Here is a 19,568-nt window from a genome sequence, read left to right as displayed (position 1 = left end):
CGTCGCTTCGCCGAGAGGTTTCTGGTCGGAATCAATCGGCTCCGCACCGGTGTTGTCGCTATGCGACCCGGTTCCACCGGCTGCAACGTGTGCACTGTCGTCCGTCGTCACGATGCGCACCGTAACAGCTCTGTGTGGCCGATCGGCGGGTTCGTGACCAGTGGATTGCTGCCGGGATGCGAGCGCGCGTACTACCCGCTGCGGATGACCCGTAGACTGACTAGTGCCCCCAGCCCGCCCGAACAGGGAGCAAACGGTGACCGACGTCGATCCCACGATCGTCCCCACGCCCAATACCCCCGACGAGATCGAACACGACCCTCGCGAGGAGTGTGGCGTCTTCGGCGTCTGGGCTCCCGACGAAGACGTGGCGAAGCTCACCTACTACGGCCTGTACGCCCTGCAGCATCGCGGGCAGGAGGCGGCCGGAATCGCCGTTTCCGACGGCTCCCAGATCCTGGTCTTCAAGGATCTCGGCCTGGTCTCCCAGGTCTTCGACGAGCAGACGCTCGCGGCAATGCCGGGGCATATCGCCGTCGGGCACTGTCGCTACTCCACCACCGGTGGCGTCACCTGGGAGAACGCGCAGCCGATCTTCCGCACCACCTCCGTCGGCTCCGGCCTCGCTCTGGGCCACAACGGCAACCTGGTGAACACCGCCGAATTGGCCGGTCGCGCACGCGAACTCGGCCTGATCGGCGCCGGTGTGATCGATGGCCGCCCGCAGATGACCGGCGCCACCTCCGACTCCGACATCGTCACCGCGCTGCTGGCCCACGCCTCGGCGGACTCCAGCATCGAGGCCGCCGCGATGGAGCTGCTGCCGCAGCTGCGCGGCGCGTTCTGCCTCACCTTCATGGACGAGCACACCCTCTACGCCGCGCGTGACCCGCACGGCGTGCGCCCGCTGGTGCTGGGCAGGCTCGACCGTGGCTGGGTCGTCGCGTCCGAGACCGCCGCGCTCGACATCGTCGGCGCCGCGTTCGTCCGTGAGATCGAGCCGGGCGAGCTGCTGGCCATCGACTCCGAGGGCGTGCGCTCCATGCGCTTCGCCAATCCCGAGCCCAAGGGTTGCGTCTTCGAGTACGTGTACCTGGCGCGCCCCGACACCACGATCGCCGGTCGCTCGGTGCACTCCACCCGCGTGGAGATCGGCCGCAAGCTGGCCAAGGAGCATCCGGTCGAGGCCGACCTGGTGATCCCGGTGCCCGAGTCGGGCACGCCCGCCGCGGTGGGTTACGCCCAGGGCTCCGGCATTCCGTACGGCCAGGGCCTGATGAAGAACGCCTATGTGGGCCGTACCTTCATCCAGCCCAGCCAGACGATCCGTCAGCTCGGCATCCGCCTCAAGCTCAACCCGCTGCGCGAAGTGATCCGGGGCAAGCGACTCATCGTCGTCGACGACTCCATCGTGCGCGGCAACACCCAGCGTGCGCTGATCCGCATGCTGCGCGAGGCCGGTGCGCTCGAGATCCACGTGCGCATCGCGTCGCCGCCGGTGAAGTGGCCCTGCTTCTACGGCATCGACTTCGCCTCGCGCGCGGAGCTGATCGCCAACGGCACCGGCGCCGACGACAGCTACGCCGACATGGTCGAGAACGTGCGTCGCTCCATCGGCGCCGACACTCTCGGCTACGTCTCCACCGAGGGCATGATCGCCGCCACCGAGCAGCCGCGCTCGCGCCTGTGCACCGCCTGCTTCACCGGCGACTACCCGATCGAACTGCCGCCGGAGGCCGCCATCGGCAAGAACGTGCTCGAGGGGATGCTCTCGGGCAAGGCCGAGTCGAAGCTGCTCGGTGAGAACGCCAACGTGGATGCACTGAGCCGTCCATAACACGTGTCGGCGGTAAAGACACGTCGCACTACGCCGCACCAGAGGGGCCGGACAGGATAAACCTGATCGGCCCCTTTTGTGTTGTGTACGAGAGTAATTCCGGTAACCGGCAATTTCGTAAGATTAGTTCATAACATGGCGGCAATAATTCGGACCATTTGAAACTGGGCGGTAATGGTTCACCTGTACGGTCCCTCGATATATCGCTAGCTCACCATGTAGTCGTCGCCCCTGTGATCCGGGTGCGACGGCTGCGCGGCGTTCGAGAATGGGACCTGATGTTGAACAAGGCACGAAGTATGCGCGCGAAACAAATTGCCGCAGTGGGTATTACCGCCGCTGTCGCCGCCGCGCTGGCCGGTTGTGGCTCCGGCCGCACCGATGAGGCGGGCTCCGGTGCGGGCCTGGTCGTCGGTACCACCGACAAGATCTTCTCGCTCGACCCGGCCGCGGCATACGACAACGGTTCGTTGCTGGTGGAGAACCAGATCTATTCGTATCTGCTGAACTTCGCACCGGGCGATACCACGCCCAAGCCCGACGCGGCGGAAAAGTGCGAATTCACCACTCCCACTGTGTACACCTGCAAGATCAAGTCCGGGCTGAAATTCGCCAGCGGTAACCCGCTGACCGCGAAGAGCGTGAAGTTCTCCTTCGACCGGATGGTGAAGATCAACGATCCGCACGGTCCCGCGTCGCTGCTCGGCAATCTCGAGAAGACCGATGTGGTCGACGATCTCACCGTCGCATTCACGCTGAAGGTCGCCAACGATCAGACCTTCCCGACCATCCTGCCGACCCAGGCGGGCCCCATCGTCGACGAGGCGGTGTTCCCGGCCGACAAGGTGGCCACCGACGACGAGGTCGTCAAGGCCAAGGGCTACTCCGGCCCGTACACGATCTCGAGCTACGACAAGAACAAGCTCGTCGAGTACCAGGCCAACCCCGATTACCAGGGCATCCTCGGCACACCGAAGACCAAGACGGTGTCGACCAAGTACTACGCCACCTCCGACAACCTGAAGCTGGACCTGCAGAACGGCGCCATCGACGTCGGCTACCGCTCGTTCACCCCCACCGACATCGACTCCCTGCGGGCCGATTCCAAGGTGAAGGTCACCGACGGCCCCGGCGGCGAGCTGCGCTACGTGGTGTTCAACATGAACACCATGCCGGGCAACACCCCGGAGCAGAAGCTGGCCGTACGCAAAGCCTTCGCGTCCTCCGTCGACCGCGAGGCACTGGCCAACGGTGTCTACAAGGGCACCTATCAGCCCGCCTTCGGCTACGTGCCCGCCGGCATGGCGGGTGCGGCCGAGCCGCTCAAGGACCTCTACGGCGCCAAGCCGGACAAGGCCGCGGCCGCGAAGTTCCTCGCCGACGCGGGCGTGACCACCCCGGTGACGCTGAACCTGCAGTACAACCCCGATCACTACGGGTCGAGCTCCTCGGAGGAGTACGCGGCGGTCAAGTCGCAGCTGGAGGCCTCGGGTCTGTTCAAGGTGAACCTGCAGTCCACCGAGTGGGTGACCTACCAGAAGGAGCGCGCCTCCGACGGTTACCCGATGTACCAGTTCGGCTGGTTCCCGGACTTCCCGGACGCCGACAACTACCTGACGCCGTTCTTCGGCCCGAACAACTTCCTGCAGTCGCACTTCGAGAACCCCGGCATCAATGCCCAGCTCACCGCCGAGACCACCGAGGGCGACCCCACCAAGCGGGCCGAGTTGCTGAAGAAGATCCAGACCGATCTGGCGCAGAACTTCCTGCCGACCCTGCCGCTGCTCTCGGGTAAGCAGGTCGCGGTGTCGAAGCCGGGCGTCGACGGTGTCGATCAGACCCTCGACGGCTCCTTCAAGTTCCGGTTCACGGTTCTGAGCAAGTGAGTGACGTTGCTGCTGCGCCCGGATCACCGATCCGGGCGCGGCGTTTCGGGTGGATGCGCGGCGGGGGTTCCCGCCAGGTGGCTTTGCTGCGGTACCTGCTGATTCGGCTGTTGCTGATTCTGCCGACCGCGTGGTTGCTGGTGACAGTGGTGTTCTTCCTGATGCGGGTGATCGGTGACCCGATCAGCGCGGCCATGGGTGGTCGGCTGACCCAGGACCAGATCGAAGACCGCAAGGAAGCCGCAGGACTCAATCGCCCTATCCTGACGCAGTATTGGGAGTACATCACCGGCTTCCTGCACGGTGACTTCGGACGGACCCAGGACAACCAGGCGATCAGCGATGTGGTGATCACCTACGGTGCCGCCACCTTCGAACTGGTCTTCTGGGGTCTGCTCGTGGCGTTCGCGGTGGGTGTTCCGCTGGGCAGATACGCCGCGACACACCGGGATACGCCCTCGGACGCGTTCCTGCGGTTCTCCGCGGTGCTGGCCTACGCGGCACCGGTGTTCTTCGTGGGCATGCTGCTCAAGCTGATCTTCTCGGTATGGCTGGGCTGGTTCCCGGTCGGCGGCCGGGCCAGCACCGACGTAGAGCTCGCGCTGCAACATGTCTCGCCGAAGACGAACATCCTGATCATCGATTCGATCCTCTACGGCGAACCGTCCTATGTGCTCGACGTGCTCGAACACGCGGTGCTGCCCGCGGTGGCCCTGGGGCTGCTCACCGGCGGCATCTTCCTGCGGCTGGTGCGGGTGAACCTGATCCAGACGCTGCGCAGCGATTTCGTCGAGGCGGCGCGGGCGCGCGGATTGTCCACGCGGGTGGTCACCGGCAGGCACGCGGTGCGCAACGCGCTGATCCCGATCATCACGGTGATGGGCATGTGCATCGCGATGATGCTCGGCGGTGCGGTGCTCACCGAGACCACGTTCGAATGGAAAGGCCTGGGCTATCAGCTCGCCGAGTATCTGCGGGCGCGCGACTTCATCGCGGTGCAGGGCATCGTGGCGTTCATCGCGCTGGTGGTCGCGGTGATGAGCTTCGTCGTCGACGCCATCGTCGCGCTGATCGACCCGAGGGTGAGGTTCTGATGACTACCGCTGTGAAACGCCGGCGTCTGCCCGGCGCCGAACTGTTGTCGAAAACCTCGGGGCTGCAACGGGTCACCCTCATCACCGGCTTGGTGCTGGTCGGTGTGTTCGTGTTCGTGGCGGCGTTCGCGCCGTTGCTCGCGCCCTACGGGCTGGCCCAGAACTCCGCTGACGGAGTGGCTTTCGTGCCGCAGCAAGGTCCCTCGGCCGAGCACTGGTTCGGTACCTCGGTGCGCAGCGAGGACGTGCTCTCGCGGGTGCTGTTCGGCGCGCGCACCGCGCTGCTGGTGATCGCGATCTCGGTGACGCTGTCGCTGCTGATCGGCGTGCCGCTGGGGCTGCTGTCGGGGTTCGTGGGGCGCTGGGTGGACAAGACGCTGGTGCTGATCATGGACGCCATCTACGCGTTCCCGTCGCTGCTGCTGGCGATCGTGGTCTCGATCGTCGTCGCGGGCGGCACGTCGAGCAGTCTCGGCGGCATGCTGTCGGCGGCCATCGCGATCACGGTTGTCTATGTGCCGCAGTACTTCCGGGTGGTGCGCAACGCGACGGTCGCGGTGAAGACCGAGCCGTACGTGGACGCCGCCCGGGTGACCGGGGCGTCGACGACGCGAATCATGTTCCGCCACATCCTGTCCAACGTCACCGGCTCGCTGCCGGTGATCGTCACGATCAATGCCGCCGACGCCATCCTCACCCTCGCCGCGCTCGGCTTCCTCGGGTTCGGCATCGAACCCACCCAGGCCGCCGAGTGGGGCTACGACCTGAACAAGGCGCTCAACGATGTCTCCAACGGCATCTGGTGGACCTCGATCTTCCCCGGCACCGCGATCGTGCTGGTGGTGCTCGGGATGACGCTGGTCGGCGAGAGCCTCGACGAAACGCTGAACCCGCTGCTGCGCACCCGGCGTGCGGTCACCTCGGCAGACAAGGAAACAGTCGATGAGTGAAAAGACCGCCGCACTGGCTGTTTCGGGGTTGTCGGTCACTTTCTCGACCGACAGCGGGCCCGTGAACGCGGTACGCAACGTGTCCTACGAGGTGTTCCCCGGTGAGGTGCTCGCCATCGTCGGCGAGTCCGGGTCGGGTAAATCGGTGAGTTCGCGCACCGCCATCGGACTGCTGCCGCATTCGGCGTCGGTGCGCGGGCTGGTGACCATCGGCGACCGGCCGGTCACCTCGATGACCGAACGTCAGCTCACCGCACTGCGCGGCGGCGAGGTGTCGATGGTGTTCCAGGAACCGGCGCGTGCGCTGGACCCGCTGTTCACCGTCGGTTTCCAGATCTGTGAAGCGCTGCGCGCGCACAGCGGGATGGGCCGAAAAGCCGCCAAGGCCAAGGCGATCGACCTGTTGCGCCTGGTCGGGCTGCCCGATCCCGAGCATCGCGTCGACTACTACCCGCACCAGCTCTCCGGCGGGCAGAAACAGCGCGTGATGATCGCGATCGCCATCTCGTGTGAGCCGAAGGTGATCATCGCCGACGAGCCGACCACCGCGCTCGATGTCACCGTGCAGGCCGAGATCCTGGAACTGCTGCGCGATCTGCGCGATCGGCTCGGCAGCGCGATCGTGCTGATCACCCACAACATGGGTGTGGTGGCCGACCTCGCCGATCGGGTGGTGGTGATGCGCGCGGGCGAGGTGGTCGAGCAGGCGCCGGTGCACGAGCTGTTCGCCAGCCCGAAGGCCGACTACACCAAGGCACTGCTCGATGCCGTTCCGCATCTCGGTGCGGCGACCATCGAGCGGCCCGTGATCGACCGGACCGTCGAGCCCGTGCTCGATGTGAAGGATCTGGTCGTCACGTTCCCCGGGCCGTTCGGCCGGCCCGCCTTCCGGGCCGTCGACGGCGTCAGCTTGCAGATCAGGCCGGGGGAGACCCTGGGGCTGGTCGGCGAGTCGGGGTCGGGCAAGTCGACCATCGGGCGCTGCGTGGCCGCGTTGCAACGGCCGAGCGAGGGGCACGTGCTGATTCGCGGGCAGGACATCGCGGATCTGTCCCAGCGCAAGCTGCGGCCGATCCGGCGGCGGTTCGGGTTCGTGTTCCAGGACCCGGCCGGATCCCTCAACCCCCGCCTGACCGTCGGCGAATGCGTCGCCGAGCCCCTGGTCGTGCACGGCATCGGTGACAAGGCGAGCATCCGCGCGCGGGTCAGGCACATGCTCGACGACGTGCAGCTGCCCGCGGGCACCGAGAACCGGTACCCGCACGAACTGTCCGGCGGGCAGCGTCAGCGGGCGAGTCTGGCGCGCGCGCTCGTGCTCGACCCCGATCTGCTCGTGGCCGACGAGCCCACCAGCGCGCTCGATGTGTCGGTGCAAGCGGCGGTACTCGAGCTGTTCGCCGAGTTGCAGCGTGGTTGCGGTTGGGCGTGTCTGTTCATCAGCCACGACCTCGCCGTCGTCGACCAGCTCGCGGACCGGATCATGGTCCTGCGCGAGGGATCTTGCGTCGAGGAAGGCGACAACGAACAGATCCTGCGCAACCCGCAGCACGAGTACACCCGCCGCCTCGTTGCCGCCGTTCCGGTCCCCGACCCGGTCGAACAGCGGCGGCGTCGCGCCGAGATCGCCGCCACATTCGCCACCGAACTGGAACAATGAGGTAGGAGCCGCACGACACCTGGACTGGCGGATCACATAGAGTTACTAGGCATCTATCCGCCGATTCGGTTTGGAGCTTTCCCCCACAATGACTGAACAGACACCCAGCGGTGCAGGCGCTTCCTACGCTGCGGCGGGCGTGAGCATCGAAGCCGGTGACCGCGCCGTCGAATTGTTCGGACCATTGGCCAGGAAGGCCAGCCGACCCGAGGTGCAGGGCGGTATCGGTGGCTTCGCCGGGCTGTTCGCGCTCAAGGGCGGATACCGGGAGCCGCTGCTGGCCGCCTCCACCGACGGTGTCGGCACCAAGATCGCCGTCGCCCAGGCCCTCGACAAGCACGACACCGTCGGCCTCGACCTGGTCGCCATGGTCGTCGACGACCTGGTGGTGTGTGGCGCCGAGCCGCTGTTCCTGCAGGACTACATCGCCATCGGCAAGGTCATCCCGGAGAAGGTCGCCGAGCTGGTCTCCGGCATCGCCGAGGGCTGCATCAAGGCCGGTTGCGCGCTGCTCGGCGGCGAGACCGCCGAGCACCCGGGTCTGATGGATCCCGATGACTACGACCTGTCCGCCACCGGCGTCGGCGTCGTCGAGGCCGACGCGGTCCTCGGCCCCGACCGGGTGCGTCCCGGCGACGTCGTGATCGCGATGGGCTCCTCGGGCCTGCACTCCAACGGCTACAGCCTGGCGCGCAAGGTGCTGCTCGACATCGATCGGATGTCGCTCACCGGGTACGTCGAGGAGTTCGGCCGCACCCTCGGTGAGGAACTGCTCGAGCCGACCCGCATCTACGCCAAGGACTGCCTCGCGCTGATCGCCGAAACCGACGTGCGCACCTTCTCGCACGTCACCGGTGGTGGCCTGGCCGCCAACCTGGCTCGGGTCCTGCCCGCAGGTCTGGTGGCCGAGCTGGATCGTGGCACCTGGAACCCTGCGCCGGTGTTCAAGATGATCGCTCAGCGCGGCCGCGTCGAGCGGATCGAGATGGAGAAGACGTTCAACATGGGCGTCGGCATGGTCGCGATCGTGGCGCCCGAGGACGCTGACCGTGCGCTGGCGGTGCTCACGGCCCGCCACATCGACTGCTGGACGCTGGGTCAGGTCAAGAAGGCCGCCGATGTCGAAGCGCCGCGTGCGGTGCTGCTGGGCGATCACCCCAGGTTCTGATCTCCGCTACGCACGAGAGCCGGGTCGCGATGGTCGCGACCCGGCTCTCGGTGCGTTCAGGGTTTGTTCCGGCCACTGAGTGGTTAACCCATACCCGGAGGGTTTTGCCCGTCGGCTCGGGGTGGTCGGGGCCTCGAGGCGACGAACACGACGAGCGTCCTGTGCATCGCACAGGACGCTCGCCGCGTATTCAGGTATTCGCCGTAACTGCTACTGCGAGCCTGTCGTCACTCACCTGAGAACGGCTGGAAGGGGGAGGCCGGTCGGCCTCCCCCTTCGTCGCTGTCAGGTCAGCGGCGCCAGCTGTCGTAGCCGTCGTCCTCGTCGTTCCAACGAGACGGCGACTCGTCCGCATCATGCTCATCGGACAGCACTGCACTACTCCTCGGTTGGGAGTAGGGCGGAGCATCGCTATCCGACAGCTCGCGCTGAAGGCTCGCGAAGTCGGTCGGCGCGGAGCTGTACTTGAGCTCACGTGCGACTTTGGTCTGCTTTGCCTTAGCCCGGCCACGGCCCATGGCTGACCCCCTCGCGTCACTGCGGGGCGGCCTGGGGTTTGTTGGCGGCCCCGTTCGAATTAATACTCTTCCTGACAGACACTTTAGCGTGTGTCAGAGCGTCGCGCTCCCAGGAGTGGGTGAAGACCTGTCGAAGCGCCCCGGTTTGCCCCTTCTTCGCCCAGACCGCCCGGTCTCAGATGACTCCCGGAATCGCGCGGATCACACCGACTCTGGCGTCGCCGCCGAACACCGCGGTGGCCGCGAGCTGAGTGTGCTGATCGGTCCACTCGACGCCGAGTTCGCGCAGAATCGCCAGCGTCAGAGGCATCCGGGCCCGATCGTGACCGTCTTCGATCTTGTACGCGAAGGCCCTTCCGTCGGGTAGCGCGCCCGCGTGCACACCGTCGGCGCCGATCTTGCAGAACAGTCCAGGGGTCGCCGACATGGCCAGCAGATCCGGGCCGCTCGTGCCGGAAATCACTCGTGGATTCGCCCGAACGGCATCGGCGATCCGGCGCGGCGCGGTGCCGGACTCGGCCGTGGTGAAGCCGGCGAAGGCGCGCGCGAGGTTGATCAGCGAGACGGGCACGATCGGCAGGCCGCAGCCGTCGATGCCCAGATCGGTCTCCGGTTCGCCGGTGACGTCGGCGACGGTGGCCAGGACCGCTTGCTGCAACGGGTGCTCGATCTCGAGGTATCCGGTGCGCGGCCAATCGTTGATCGCACAGGTCGCCAACATCGCGGCGTGTTTGCCGGAACAGTTCATGTACAGCGGGCTCGGGCCCGCGCCGGTGATCGCGGCGGCGCGGGCCTTCTCCTCGAAGGGCAGGTCGGGTGGGCAGGCGAGGTCGTCGGCGGTGCAGCCGAAGCGGTCGAGCAGGCGGCGGACGAGGGCGATGTGGTCGGGTTCACCGAAGTGGGAGGCGGTGGCGATGGCGAGTTCGTCGTCGTCGACGGGATCGAAACCGTTGCGCAGCAGGGCCAGTGCCTGCATCGGCTTGTTGGTGGAGCGCGGGAAGATCGGGCCGTGGATCTCACCGAGTTCGAGGGTGGGGGTGCCGAAGGCGTCGAGGATGACGACGGATCCGCGGTGCACGCACTCACGGAAGCCGGATCGGACGACTTCGACCAGTTCGACACTCATGCTGTCTCCCTCGGGCATGTGGTTACGCGCGCTGCCGCCTCCGGGCGCTGACCGCTCATGCCTCGACCTCCACGGCGACGGTTCGGGTTCGGGTGTGGCGGTCGATCTGCATGCGAACGTCGGCGGAGATGGTCGTCTCTTCCGCGCGCAGGCGTTCCAGGCGCACGGGGTCGGCGCCGGTGAACAGATCGCGCACGGTGATGCCGTGTTCGGGAACGTGGACGACGCGGACTTCGTCGCCCGCGCCGATCGTGCCCTCGGTGAGCACCCGGAAGTAGGCGCCGGTATCGGATCGCAGCGCGAACCGTTTCACCCACCGCTGCTCGCCCGACCACTGCTGGAAGGTCGCGCAGGGCACCCGGGGCGCGCTGACCTCGAGCAGGGTGTCGCCGATCGCCCAGTGCGCGCCGAGCACCGCGTCGCTGACCGGCAGGCCGGTCAGGCGCAGGTTCTCGCCGAACCAGCCCGCGGGCAGTTCGCGGTCGAGTTCGCTCGCCCAGCGGCGGGCGTCTTCGTCGGCATAGGCGTAGACAGCCTGGTCGATGCCGCCGTGGTGGGCGGTGTCGCAGACGTGGTCACCGTGCAGACCGAGGGCGGCCACCGCTACCCGGCCGTCGACCGGACGCTTGTCGATGGCCGTGCGACCGACACGGGTGCGCACCTCGATCTCGGCGTGGACAACGCACACGGCCTCGACGCGGCCGGTATCGCCGACGCGCATGACCGGACGGTTCATCGCCCGCGCAACCGGTTGACGGCGGCGCGCCCCGCCTGCTCGGTGTCGTCGGCGGGGACCGAGTCGGGGTCGATGGCCGCGGCCATGCTGCCGACCACCAGTTCGGTGCCCGCGGGGACCGAACGCTTGATCAGAGCCAGGGCGATCGGGCCGAGTTCGTAGTGGTCGACGACGGTGCCGAGGCGGCCGACGGTGCGGCCGCCCGCGGTCACGTCGTCACCGGTGGCCGGGCGCTCGTCGGCCGACCCGTCGAGGTGCAGCAGCACCAGATTGCGCGGGGGCTTGCCGAGGTTGTGGACCCTGGCCACGGTTTCCTGGCCGCGGTAGCACCCTTTGTTGAGGTGGACGGCCCCGTGCTCGTCGATGCCGCCGATCCAGCGGGCCTCGTGCGGGATGGTGCGTTCGTCGGTGTCGACGCCGATGCGCGGCCTCAGCGACGCCACGCGCAGCGCCTCGTAGGCCCACATACCCGCCGGTGCGGCACCGCCTTGGGTGAGCTTGGTCCACCAGGCCGAGAGCTCGGCCCGGGGCACGATCAGATCGAAGGAGTTCGGCATCCGCCGCAGGAATCCACCACCGGGCAGCGCGACCGCTCCGTAGATCTCTGGCAGTTGCGCGATGCCGAGAGCATCGAGCAGCGTGTCCACTCGCGGGCCCAGCAGGCTCAGCACCGCGTGATCCGGCGCGTCCTCGGGCTTGGCGTCGGCCCAGAAGACCATCTTCTGGAGGAACGCCAGCAGCTCGGCGCCGCGGTCGGCCTCGGTATCGAGCCACAGGGTGCCGTCGAGGTCGGTGAGAACGAAGTGATTGAGTACCCGGCCGTTGAGATCGAGGTCGAGAGTCTCGGCGCTGTGCCCGTCGGGTAGCGCGGCGATGTGCTGACTGGTGATGGTGTGCAGCCAGCTCAGGCGCTCGGCGCCGGTGATCGTGGCGACGCTGCGATGGGAGCGATCCACGACCGCGACCCGCTCCGCGGCGGCCTTCTGCTCACCGAACGGATCACCGTAATGCCAGGCGACCGCGGCGTCCGGGGTATCGGGTGCACCCGCGACGGCACCCGGAGTATGGAGAACAGGACTGGGGGAGACGACCTGTGACACGACACCCACTGTAGGCGCGTCTGCCGACACGCGCCGCACGTGGTCGTCTTCGTGGCGCGCGTCGCGAGCTCGATTCGGAGCAGCCATAGGCATAACAGAGCGATAACGCCTACGCTCGGCGCATGGGAGAACGGGTTCTTGTGACACTCGACGGGACGGTCGCTGACGCGAACGTGCCGTCGCTGTATGCCGACGACATCGGCGCACTTCGCGGCGATGGCGTATTCGAAACGATTTTGGTGCGCGGCGGCACGGCCACCGCGCTGGAATTCCACCTGGCGCGGCTGCGCCGCTCGGCGCAGGCACTGGAACTGCCGGAGCCGGGCCTGTCGAGGTGGCGCACCGCGGTGGAACTGGCCGTGAAGGAATGGGGCTCGGAAGAGGAAGGAATGTTGCGGCTGATCTACACGCGCGGCCGCGACTCGGAATTCGACGCGCCGCGCTCGGAGCTGGCACCGGAGGATCCGCAACCCACCGCGTATGTGCTCGTCTCCCCGGTACCCGCGCGGGTCGCGACGGCGCGCGCCGAGGGCGTGAAGGTGATGTCGCTGGCGCGCGGCATCTCGGTCGACCTCGCGCAGGCGGCGCCGTGGCAGCTGCTCGGCGCGAAGACGCTGTCGTACGCGACCAACATGGCCGCGCTGCGGTTCGCGCGGCGGATGGGCGCCGAGGACGTGATCTTCCACAGCACCGAACACAAGGTCCTTGAGGGCCCGCGCTCGACGGTGGTGATCGCTCGCGGCAAGCAGCTGATCACCGTGCCCGCCAAGAGCGGCGTCCTGCCCGGCGTCACGCAGCGTGCGCTGTTCAACGTGGCGGAGAAGTCCGGCTGGGAGTGCAAGTACCAGACACTGTTCACCGCGGACCTTTTCGACTGTGACAGCATCTGGCTGCTGTCGAGCATCACCCTCGCCGCTCGAGTGAACCAGCTCGACGGCATTCGCTTGTCGGCGCCCGACAACGCTCAGGAGATCATCGACATGGTCGACCTCGGGATCGACCGGCCGGGGACCATCGGAGACTGGTGATCCGTGTGTGGGGCACGGGTGGGCGTGCCCCTGCGGGAAGGGTTTCCGCGGGCCGTGGCGGTTGTCACGCTCGAACGGGGTGATTCCGGGCGTACGATCTACTACAAGTCGTCGTAGTAGATCGGTGGAGGTCGGATGGACACCCTTGATGTCTCCCGGTGGCAGTTCGGGATCACGACCGTCTACCACTTTCTGTTCGTTCCGCTGACCATCGGACTCGCGCCGCTGATCGCGATGATGCAGACCGCGTGGGTGATCACCGGCAACGAACGCTGGTACCGGCTGACCAAATTCTTCGGCAAGCTGTTCCTGATCAACTTCGCCCTCGGCGTCGCGACGGGCATCGTGCAGGAATTCCAGTTCGGGATGAACTGGAGCGAGTACTCCCGCTTCATCGGCGACGTCTTCGGTGCGCCGCTGGCGCTGGAAGCGCTGATCGCCTTCTTCATGGAGTCGACGTTCATCGGGTTGTGGATCTTCGGGTGGACCCGGTTGCCCAAGCTGGTGCATTTGGCGACCATCTGGATCGTCGCCATCGGGGTGAACGCGTCGGCGTATTTCATCATCGCCGCCAATTCGTTCATGCAGCATCCGGTGGGAGCCCGGTACAACCCCGAGACCGGACGCGCTGAGCTGGAAAGCATTGCGGCGCTGCTGACCAACAACACGACATTGGCCGCGTTCCCGCATGTGGTCGCGGGCGCGTTTCTCACCGCGGGCACTTTCGTGGCGGGTATCGCCGGCTGGTGGATGGTGCGCAACGCGCGCAGCGGCGATGCGGTGAAACGCGAAGAGGCGCGGACGATGTGGCGGCCGGTAGGGCGATTCGCCCTCGTGGTGGTGGCGCTCTCCGGCGTCGCCTTGATCTTCACCGGCGATATTCAAGGCAAGCTGATGTTCGAACAGCAGCCGATGAAAATGGCTTCGGCGGAATCGTTGTGCCACACGGCGACCGACCCCGATTTCTCCGTTCTCACCGTGGGCACGCACAACAATTGCGACGGTGTGATCCACGTGCTCGAGGTGCCCTATGTGCTGCCCTATCTCGCCAAGGGCGAATTCAGCGGGGTGACGCTCGACGGTGTGGTGGATCTGCAGAAGACCTACAACGTCGCGTACGGGCCAGGGGACTACCGGCCCAACCTGTTCGTCACCTACTGGTCCTTCCGCGCCATGATCGGGCTGGCAGGCGGGTCGGTGCTGCTGCTGTTGGCCGGGTTCTGGGTGACGCGCGGTGGCCGGGTGCCGGATCAGCGATGGTTCTCCTGGCTGAGCCTGCTCGCGATCCCCACACCGTTCCTGGCCAACAGCGCGGGCTGGGTGTTCACCGAGATGGGCCGTCAGCCGTGGGCGGTGGTGCCCAATCCGACCGGCGATCCGAATATTCGAATGACGGTGCAGCAGGCGGTCTCCGAACACTCGGCCGGGACCGTGATGTTCTCGCTGGCGGTGTTCACGCTGCTCTACGGTGCGCTCGCGGTGGTGTGGTTCTACCTGATGCGACGGTATGTCGTCGCCGGGCCGGACACCCACGTGCACGCCGAGAGTTCGGACAGCACGGACACTCCCCAACTTTCCTTCGCGTACTAGGAGCCGACGATGGATCTGCAACAGTTCTGGTTCCTCCTGATCGGTGTGCTGTTCACCGGCTACTTCGTGCTCGAGGGATTCGACTTCGGTGTCGGCATGCTGATGCCGATTCTCGGCAAGGGGTCCGATACCCGCAGGCGCGTCGTGCTCAATACGATCGGCCCGGTCTGGGACGGCAACGAGGTGTGGCTGATCACCGCCGCCGGTGCCCTGTTCGCGGCGTTTCCCGAGTGGTACGCCAGCATGTTCTCCGGGTTCTATCTGGCGCTGCTGCTCCTGCTCGTCGCTTTGATTCTGCGGGTGTGCGCGATCGAATACCGGGGCAAGATCAACGATCCGACATGGCGGGCCTGGTGTGATACCGGAATCGGGATCGGGTCGTGGATTCCGGCACTGGTCTGGGGCTGGGTGTTCGCGAATATGGTGCGGGGCGTGCCGTTGAACGCGGACAGGCAGATCGTCGGTTCGGTCGCGGATCTGCTCAGCCCGTACGCGTTACTCGGTGGGCTGACCACCGCGGTTCTCTTCGCGCTGCACGGTGCGGTGTTCCTGGTGCTCAAGACAGCGGGCGAGGTTCGCACCGATGCCTTGCGGATGGCCAGGTTGCTGCTGATTCCCACCGCGGTGGTGGTCGGCGGATTCGGGCTGTGGACGCAGCTCGCCTACGGCGCCGGGTGGACCTGGATCGTGCTGGTGACCGCCGTGCTCGGGCTCGCGCTAGCCGCGGTGGCGAATTTCGCGGGGCGTGACGGCTGGGCCTTTGTCGGCACGACGCTCGGTGTGGTCTCGGCGACGGTGCTGATCATCGGGTCGATGTATCCGAATGTGCTGCCGTCGACCATCAGCCCGCTCTACGACCTCACCATCCACAATGCGTCCTCGTCGCCGTATACGTTGAAGGTGATGAGCTGGGCGGCGTTGCTCGCTACGCCGGTGGTGTTGATTTATCAGGGGTGGACCTATTGGGTTTTCCGGCAGCGGATTCGGGTGGAACAGATTCCGCCGCCGGTGGGTCTGCCGCGCAGCGGTAAGGGCTGACAGATGGCGTCGGCCCCGTCTCGGGAAATTGTCGCTCGCGAAAGGTCGGACGCTGTGGTGTCGGAGAGCTTGTCGCAGGAGGGACCCGAGCCGGGCGCGGTGACGCCGACACGGTCGAGGCGCGGCCCGGTGGATCCCCGGTTGTGGCGGTACGCGCGGTCGGCGCGGCCGCATCTGGTGATCGCTGTCGCGCTGGCGCTGGTGATCACAGCGACGATCGTGGTGATCGCCATTGTGCTGGGGCGGGTACTCGCCGGGGTCATCACGGATCCGGGCAAGCGTGAGTTCGGTACGTGGACCACGGAATTGGTGGTTCTTGCGGTGGCCGTCGCGGTGCGGGGGCTGGCGAGTTGGTGGCAGGCGCGGTTGGCTCATCGGGCCGGAAGCGCGGTGGTCGCGGAGCTCGAGACGGCGGTGCTGCGGGCCGGCGCCGAGCTGCCGCCACGGGACCTCGACGTGCGGCGAACGGAGATCGCGGTCGTCGTCGGCAACGGTCTCAGCGGGTTGCGTGGGTGGTTCACCGGCTATCTGCCCGCGCTGTTGCTGGCCTGTCTGGTTCCGCCGGTGGTGCTGGTGGTCATCGCCCTGCACGACCGGACCTCGGCGCTGATCGCGGTGATCACCGTGCCGTTGATCCCGGTGTTCATGGTGCTGATCGGGCTGCTCACCCAGGGGCGAGCCGAGGCGACGCTCGCCGCGACCACGCGGTTGTCGGACCAGATCCTCGACCTTTTCGCGGGCATGCCCACTTTGCGTGCGCTCGGGCGTGAGGGTGCGGACGGACCCTCGATGGTTGATCAGGTGCAGGCCCTCGGCGATTCGCTGCGGCAGCGGACCATGCGCGCGCTGCGGATCGCGTTCCTTTCCTCGATGGTGCTGGAAAGTCTCGCGACGCTGAGTGTCGCGTTGATCGCGGTCGCGATCGGGCTGCGGTTGGTGTTCGGCGAGATGGCGTTGTACAGCGGCCTGGTGGCGTTGATTCTCGCGCCGGAGGTGTACTGGCCGCTGCGGCAGGTGGGGGAGAAGTTCCACGCGGCGCAAGACGGAATGGCAGCCGCTGACCGGGCTTTCGCGGTGCTCGAACCGCCCCGGCGGGCCGAGTCGGCGCCTCCTCGCGCCGCCTGGGGCGAGGTCATCGCCTCCGGTAGCCGCACGGCGGACGTGGCCGAACTGCCTGGTGTGGGTGTCGGGCCGGCGCGAATCACCTTGCGTGGGCTGTCTGTTGCCGCCAGAACGGGCACCGCGCCCGATCGATTGACGGCCGTGCTCGAACCCGGACTGGTGACCGTCCTGACCGGGCCGAACGGGTGCGGGAAATCGACTACGGTGCAGGCGATTCTGGGGCTGGTCGAACCCGACGAAGGCGCCGTCTTCGTCGACGGCACCGATGTTCGTGAACTCGACCTCGACAGCTGGTGGAGTCGGATCGCCTGGTTGCCGCAGCGGCCGGTGCTGGTTCCCGGGACATTGCGCGAGAATGTCGAGTTGCTCGGGGCCGTCCCGGACCCGACCGTCGATGATCTTCGAGCCGTCAGTGCCGCAACGGGATTCGAGAGCGTGCTGGCCGAGCTCCCCGACGGCTGGAACACCGTCGTCGGTCAGAACGGCACCGGCCTGTCCCTGGGTCAACGCCAACGCCTAGCCCTCACCCGCGTCCTCGCCGCGCACCGCCCGATCCTGCTCCTCGACGAACCCACCGCCCACCTCGACCCCGAGAGCGAGCAGCGCGTGCTCACCACCCTGCGCGAACACGCCGCCGCCGGTGCGACCGTTGTGGTCGTCGCCCACCGTCCGACCGTGCTGGCAGCGGGCGATGTGGTGATCGACGTCGTCGCGGCGCACACGCCTTCAGCGGTCGCTCCGGATTCGGAGGCTACGGGCAACTCCGCACCTGTCACCGACACGGACAACAGCCGACCGGCTTCTGCCCGCACGGTCGACGCCTCAGATCCCGTGGCAGCGAGCGGACCCCCGCCTGGTGCCGACTCGGAACCACAGCGCGCGGTGGGCTCCTCCGGTAAGTCGGCCGGTCGCGTGTATGGAGTGGAGGTCTCATGATCGGCGATCTGCGGGAGATGTGGCGGCTGCTCGCGTTGTCGCCCGCGCGGGTCACGGTGGCGATCGCCTGGGGCGTGGCGGCGTTGGGCAGTGGGCTCGGGTTGGCCGCGCTCGCCGCGTGGTTGATCGCGCGGGCCTGGCAGATGCCGCCGGTGCTGGATCTGAGCGTCGCGGTGGTCGCGGTGCGGGCGCTGGGCATCTCGCGGGGGTTGTGCCGGTACCTGGAGCGACTGGCCACCCACGATGTGGCTTTGCGGGCCATGACGACAGCTCGCACGTCGGTGTATCGCACGCTGGCGCAGTCGGATGTCTGGTGGTGGCGAGACCGGAACGGCTCGTCGGTTGCGCCGACCGGTGTGGCGGACCACGCGGGCCCTGTCGGCAGCACGGGGCGTGCGCTGCGGCGCGGGGATGTGCTTGTCCGGACCGGCGCTGACATCGACGACCTCGGGGCGGTGGTTGTCCGGGTGTTGGTGCCCGTGGCGGTCGCGGCGGTGTTGTCGCTGGCCGCGGTGGGGCTGATCGCGATCATTTCGCCCCTGGCAGCGGTGATCTTGGCTGTCGCGCTGGCGGTTTCGGGGATCCTCGCGCCATGGATGTCGGCGGCGGCCGCGCGGGAGGCAGAGCGGGCGGTGCGGGCCGATCGGGCCGAGTTCGCCGCCGGGGGGCTCACGGTACTCGATCACGCTGCCGAGCTGCGCGTCGCGGGGCGGCTGGATGCGGCACTCGCCGTGGCGGACAGGGCTTCTCAGCGGGCGGTGAGCGCGGAGGATTCGGCTGCCTCGCGCAGCGCGTGGGCGGCCGCGGCCACCCCGCTGTCGATCGGGGTGAGCGCGTTCGGTGCGCTGCTGGTCGGCATCGCCGCCTACGGGTCGACCGGCGGACTGCCCGGCGGCATGACTCCGATGGCTTTGACGATTCTGGTGCTGGTCCCGCTGTCGGCCTTCGAAGCCGTGGGCATGCTTCCCGCCGCCGCGACCACCCTCACCACTTCCCGTGCGGCCCTGCACCGCCTCCGTGGCATCTCGGCAGGAACCCGCGGCACTGCCGGTGCCGACAGTGCCGGGAGTGAGCGCCGCGAGTGGGCGGCGGTCGAGCCTGCTCCGGCTGACCTCGACTCCGCGGGAGTTCGAGAACGCGCGCGGTCGGTGGTTCCCGGGGGACCGGTGACGAGTCCATGGGCCACGGCCAGGCGGACACCGATGCCCGAAGGGTCGCGGGTGGTTGTCGTCGGACCCAGTGGGGCGGGGAAGACAACGTTGCTGATGGCATGGGCGGGCCTGTTCGATACGCCCCGGGACGGTGTCACGTTCTTCGCGGAGGACGCGCATCTGTTCGGCACCTCGATTCTCGAGAACCTGCGAGTCGCGCGTGGTGACCTCACCCTCGACGAGGCCGAAAGCGCTCTGCGCACAGTCGGTCTCGGGCCGTGGCTGGATACGCTGCCGGACGGTCTGCACACCTCGCTCACCGCGGGCGCGGCCGCCGTATCCGGTGGTCAGCGCCGCCGCATCCTGCTGGCCCGCGCCCTCGTCGCCCCCGCGCACACCCTGCTCCTCGACGAGCCGACCGAACACCTGGCTGCCGCCGAAGGCGATCAACTTCTGCTCGACCTCCTCGACGCGGCCAGCGGTCTCGTAGCTCCGGATCGCACCGTTGTCGTTGTCACCCACCAACTCCCGCGCGGGCACGGAGCCGGCACCGTCGTCACCGTCGATGCGACCGGCACCTGCCACATCGAGCATCATCACGCCACGACATCTTCGGCAACCTGACGCATTC

Annotated in this window: 15 protein-coding genes; 11 read left to right on the top strand and 4 right to left on the bottom strand. The window is 67.4% G+C overall.

Annotated elements, in window-relative coordinates:
* The first annotated feature begins 256 nt into the window (after window positions 1-256).
* From purF to purM, 6 genes are all read left to right on the top strand, one after another.
* Window positions 257-1,837, top strand: coding sequence for an amidophosphoribosyltransferase (gene purF / locus ACWFRF_RS12935; RefSeq protein ID WP_378631779.1), 1,581 nt, complete (start codon window positions 257-259; stop codon window positions 1,835-1,837).
* A gap of 299 nt (window positions 1,838-2,136) precedes the next feature.
* On the top strand, window positions 2,137-3,723 hold the full coding sequence (locus tag ACWFRF_RS12930) for an ABC transporter substrate-binding protein (protein WP_452450072.1): 1,587 nt from the start codon (window positions 2,137-2,139) through the stop codon (window positions 3,721-3,723).
* A 53-nt stretch (window positions 3,724-3,776) separates the two neighbouring features.
* Window positions 3,777-4,817, top strand: a complete 1,041-nt coding sequence (locus ACWFRF_RS12925) for an ABC transporter permease (RefSeq protein ID WP_358070928.1) — start codon at window positions 3,777-3,779, stop codon at window positions 4,815-4,817.
* Complete coding sequence (locus tag ACWFRF_RS12920) at window positions 4,817-5,767, top strand: ABC transporter permease (RefSeq protein WP_378990584.1); 951 nt, start codon at window positions 4,817-4,819, stop codon at window positions 5,765-5,767. Before ACWFRF_RS12925 ends, ACWFRF_RS12920 begins: the two co-directional genes overlap by 1 nt.
* Complete coding sequence (locus ACWFRF_RS12915; RefSeq protein ID WP_378990583.1) at window positions 5,760-7,424, top strand: ABC transporter ATP-binding protein; 1,665 nt, start codon at window positions 5,760-5,762, stop codon at window positions 7,422-7,424. The genes ACWFRF_RS12920 and ACWFRF_RS12915 overlap by 8 nt, the downstream gene beginning before the upstream one ends.
* 88 nt (window positions 7,425-7,512) lie before the next feature.
* On the top strand, window positions 7,513-8,592 hold the full coding sequence (purM, locus tag ACWFRF_RS12910; protein ID WP_101464588.1) for a phosphoribosylformylglycinamidine cyclo-ligase: 1,080 nt from the start codon (window positions 7,513-7,515) through the stop codon (window positions 8,590-8,592).
* A 290-nt stretch (window positions 8,593-8,882) separates the two neighbouring features.
* Here the strand turns inward: purM and ACWFRF_RS12905 are convergent, their stop codons facing one another.
* The 4 genes from ACWFRF_RS12905 to ygfZ form a co-directional block, all read right to left on the bottom strand.
* On the bottom strand, window positions 8,883-9,110 hold the full coding sequence (locus tag ACWFRF_RS12905; protein WP_301904780.1) for a DUF3073 domain-containing protein: 228 nt from the start codon (window positions 9,108-9,110) through the stop codon (window positions 8,883-8,885).
* A gap of 175 nt (window positions 9,111-9,285) precedes the next feature.
* Window positions 9,286-10,236 carry an asparaginase gene (locus ACWFRF_RS12900; protein ID WP_379295554.1) on the bottom strand — a complete coding sequence of 317 codons (951 nt, stop codon included), beginning with the start codon at window positions 10,234-10,236 and terminating at the stop codon, window positions 9,286-9,288.
* A 55-nt stretch (window positions 10,237-10,291) separates the two neighbouring features.
* Window positions 10,292-10,957: an MOSC domain-containing protein gene (locus ACWFRF_RS12895; protein WP_452450069.1), complete on the bottom strand. Its 666-nt coding sequence runs from the start codon at window positions 10,955-10,957 to the stop codon at window positions 10,292-10,294.
* 11 nt (window positions 10,958-10,968) lie between these two features.
* Window positions 10,969-12,072: a CAF17-like 4Fe-4S cluster assembly/insertion protein YgfZ gene (ygfZ, locus tag ACWFRF_RS12890; RefSeq protein WP_387446338.1), complete on the bottom strand. Its 1,104-nt coding sequence runs from the start codon at window positions 12,070-12,072 to the stop codon at window positions 10,969-10,971.
* Window positions 12,073-12,194: 122 nt separating this feature from the next.
* Between ygfZ and ACWFRF_RS12885 the strand changes: the two genes are divergently transcribed.
* From ACWFRF_RS12885 to cydC, 5 genes are all read left to right on the top strand, one after another.
* The gene (locus ACWFRF_RS12885; RefSeq protein WP_378631794.1) at window positions 12,195-13,100 is read left to right on the top strand and encodes an aminodeoxychorismate lyase; all 906 of its coding nucleotides are present in this window, start codon (window positions 12,195-12,197) and stop codon (window positions 13,098-13,100) included.
* A 135-nt stretch (window positions 13,101-13,235) separates the two neighbouring features.
* On the top strand, window positions 13,236-14,690 hold the full coding sequence (locus ACWFRF_RS12880) for a cytochrome ubiquinol oxidase subunit I (RefSeq protein ID WP_378990578.1): 1,455 nt from the start codon (window positions 13,236-13,238) through the stop codon (window positions 14,688-14,690).
* A 9-nt stretch (window positions 14,691-14,699) separates the two neighbouring features.
* Window positions 14,700-15,728, top strand: coding sequence for a cytochrome d ubiquinol oxidase subunit II (cydB, locus tag ACWFRF_RS12875; RefSeq protein WP_452450066.1), 1,029 nt, complete (start codon window positions 14,700-14,702; stop codon window positions 15,726-15,728).
* 3 nt (window positions 15,729-15,731) lie between these two features.
* Complete coding sequence (gene cydD, locus ACWFRF_RS12870; RefSeq protein WP_452450064.1) at window positions 15,732-17,786, top strand: thiol reductant ABC exporter subunit CydD; 2,055 nt, start codon at window positions 15,732-15,734, stop codon at window positions 17,784-17,786.
* Window positions 17,783-19,561, top strand: coding sequence for a thiol reductant ABC exporter subunit CydC (gene cydC / locus ACWFRF_RS12865; protein ID WP_452450063.1), 1,779 nt, complete (start codon window positions 17,783-17,785; stop codon window positions 19,559-19,561). The genes cydD and cydC overlap by 4 nt, the downstream gene beginning before the upstream one ends.
* The last annotated feature ends 7 nt before the right edge of the window (window positions 19,562-19,568 follow it).

The sequence above is a fragment of the Nocardia sp. NPDC055165 genome, assembly GCF_053606985.1.
The sequence above is the reverse complement of the archived record's forward strand: the minus strand, read 5'-3'. Positions and strand labels throughout refer to the sequence as shown.

Coding starts and splice junctions, on each gene's coding strand:
- ACWFRF_RS12925 (WP_358070928.1), top strand. CDS start 3,777: ATGCGCGGCGGGGGTTCCCGCCAGGTGGCTTTGCTGCGGTACCTGCTG.
- cydD (WP_452450064.1), top strand. CDS start 15,732: ATGGCGTCGGCCCCGTCTCGGGAAATTGTCGCTCGCGAAAGGTCGGAC.
- ACWFRF_RS12880 (WP_378990578.1), top strand. CDS start 13,236: ATGGACACCCTTGATGTCTCCCGGTGGCAGTTCGGGATCACGACCGTC.
- cydB (WP_452450066.1), top strand. CDS start 14,700: ATGGATCTGCAACAGTTCTGGTTCCTCCTGATCGGTGTGCTGTTCACC.
- ACWFRF_RS12885 (WP_378631794.1), top strand. CDS start 12,195: ATGGGAGAACGGGTTCTTGTGACACTCGACGGGACGGTCGCTGACGCG.
- ACWFRF_RS12930 (WP_452450072.1), top strand. CDS start 2,137: ATGCGCGCGAAACAAATTGCCGCAGTGGGTATTACCGCCGCTGTCGCC.
- ACWFRF_RS12895 (WP_452450069.1), bottom strand. CDS start 10,957: ATGCGCGTCGGCGATACCGGCCGCGTCGAGGCCGTGTGCGTTGTCCAC.
- purM (WP_101464588.1), top strand. CDS start 7,513: ATGACTGAACAGACACCCAGCGGTGCAGGCGCTTCCTACGCTGCGGCG.
- ACWFRF_RS12905 (WP_301904780.1), bottom strand. CDS start 9,110: ATGGGCCGTGGCCGGGCTAAGGCAAAGCAGACCAAAGTCGCACGTGAG.
- ACWFRF_RS12900 (WP_379295554.1), bottom strand. CDS start 10,236: ATGAGTGTCGAACTGGTCGAAGTCGTCCGATCCGGCTTCCGTGAGTGC.
- cydC (WP_452450063.1), top strand. CDS start 17,783: ATGATCGGCGATCTGCGGGAGATGTGGCGGCTGCTCGCGTTGTCGCCC.
- ACWFRF_RS12915 (WP_378990583.1), top strand. CDS start 5,760: ATGAGTGAAAAGACCGCCGCACTGGCTGTTTCGGGGTTGTCGGTCACT.
- ACWFRF_RS12920 (WP_378990584.1), top strand. CDS start 4,817: ATGACTACCGCTGTGAAACGCCGGCGTCTGCCCGGCGCCGAACTGTTG.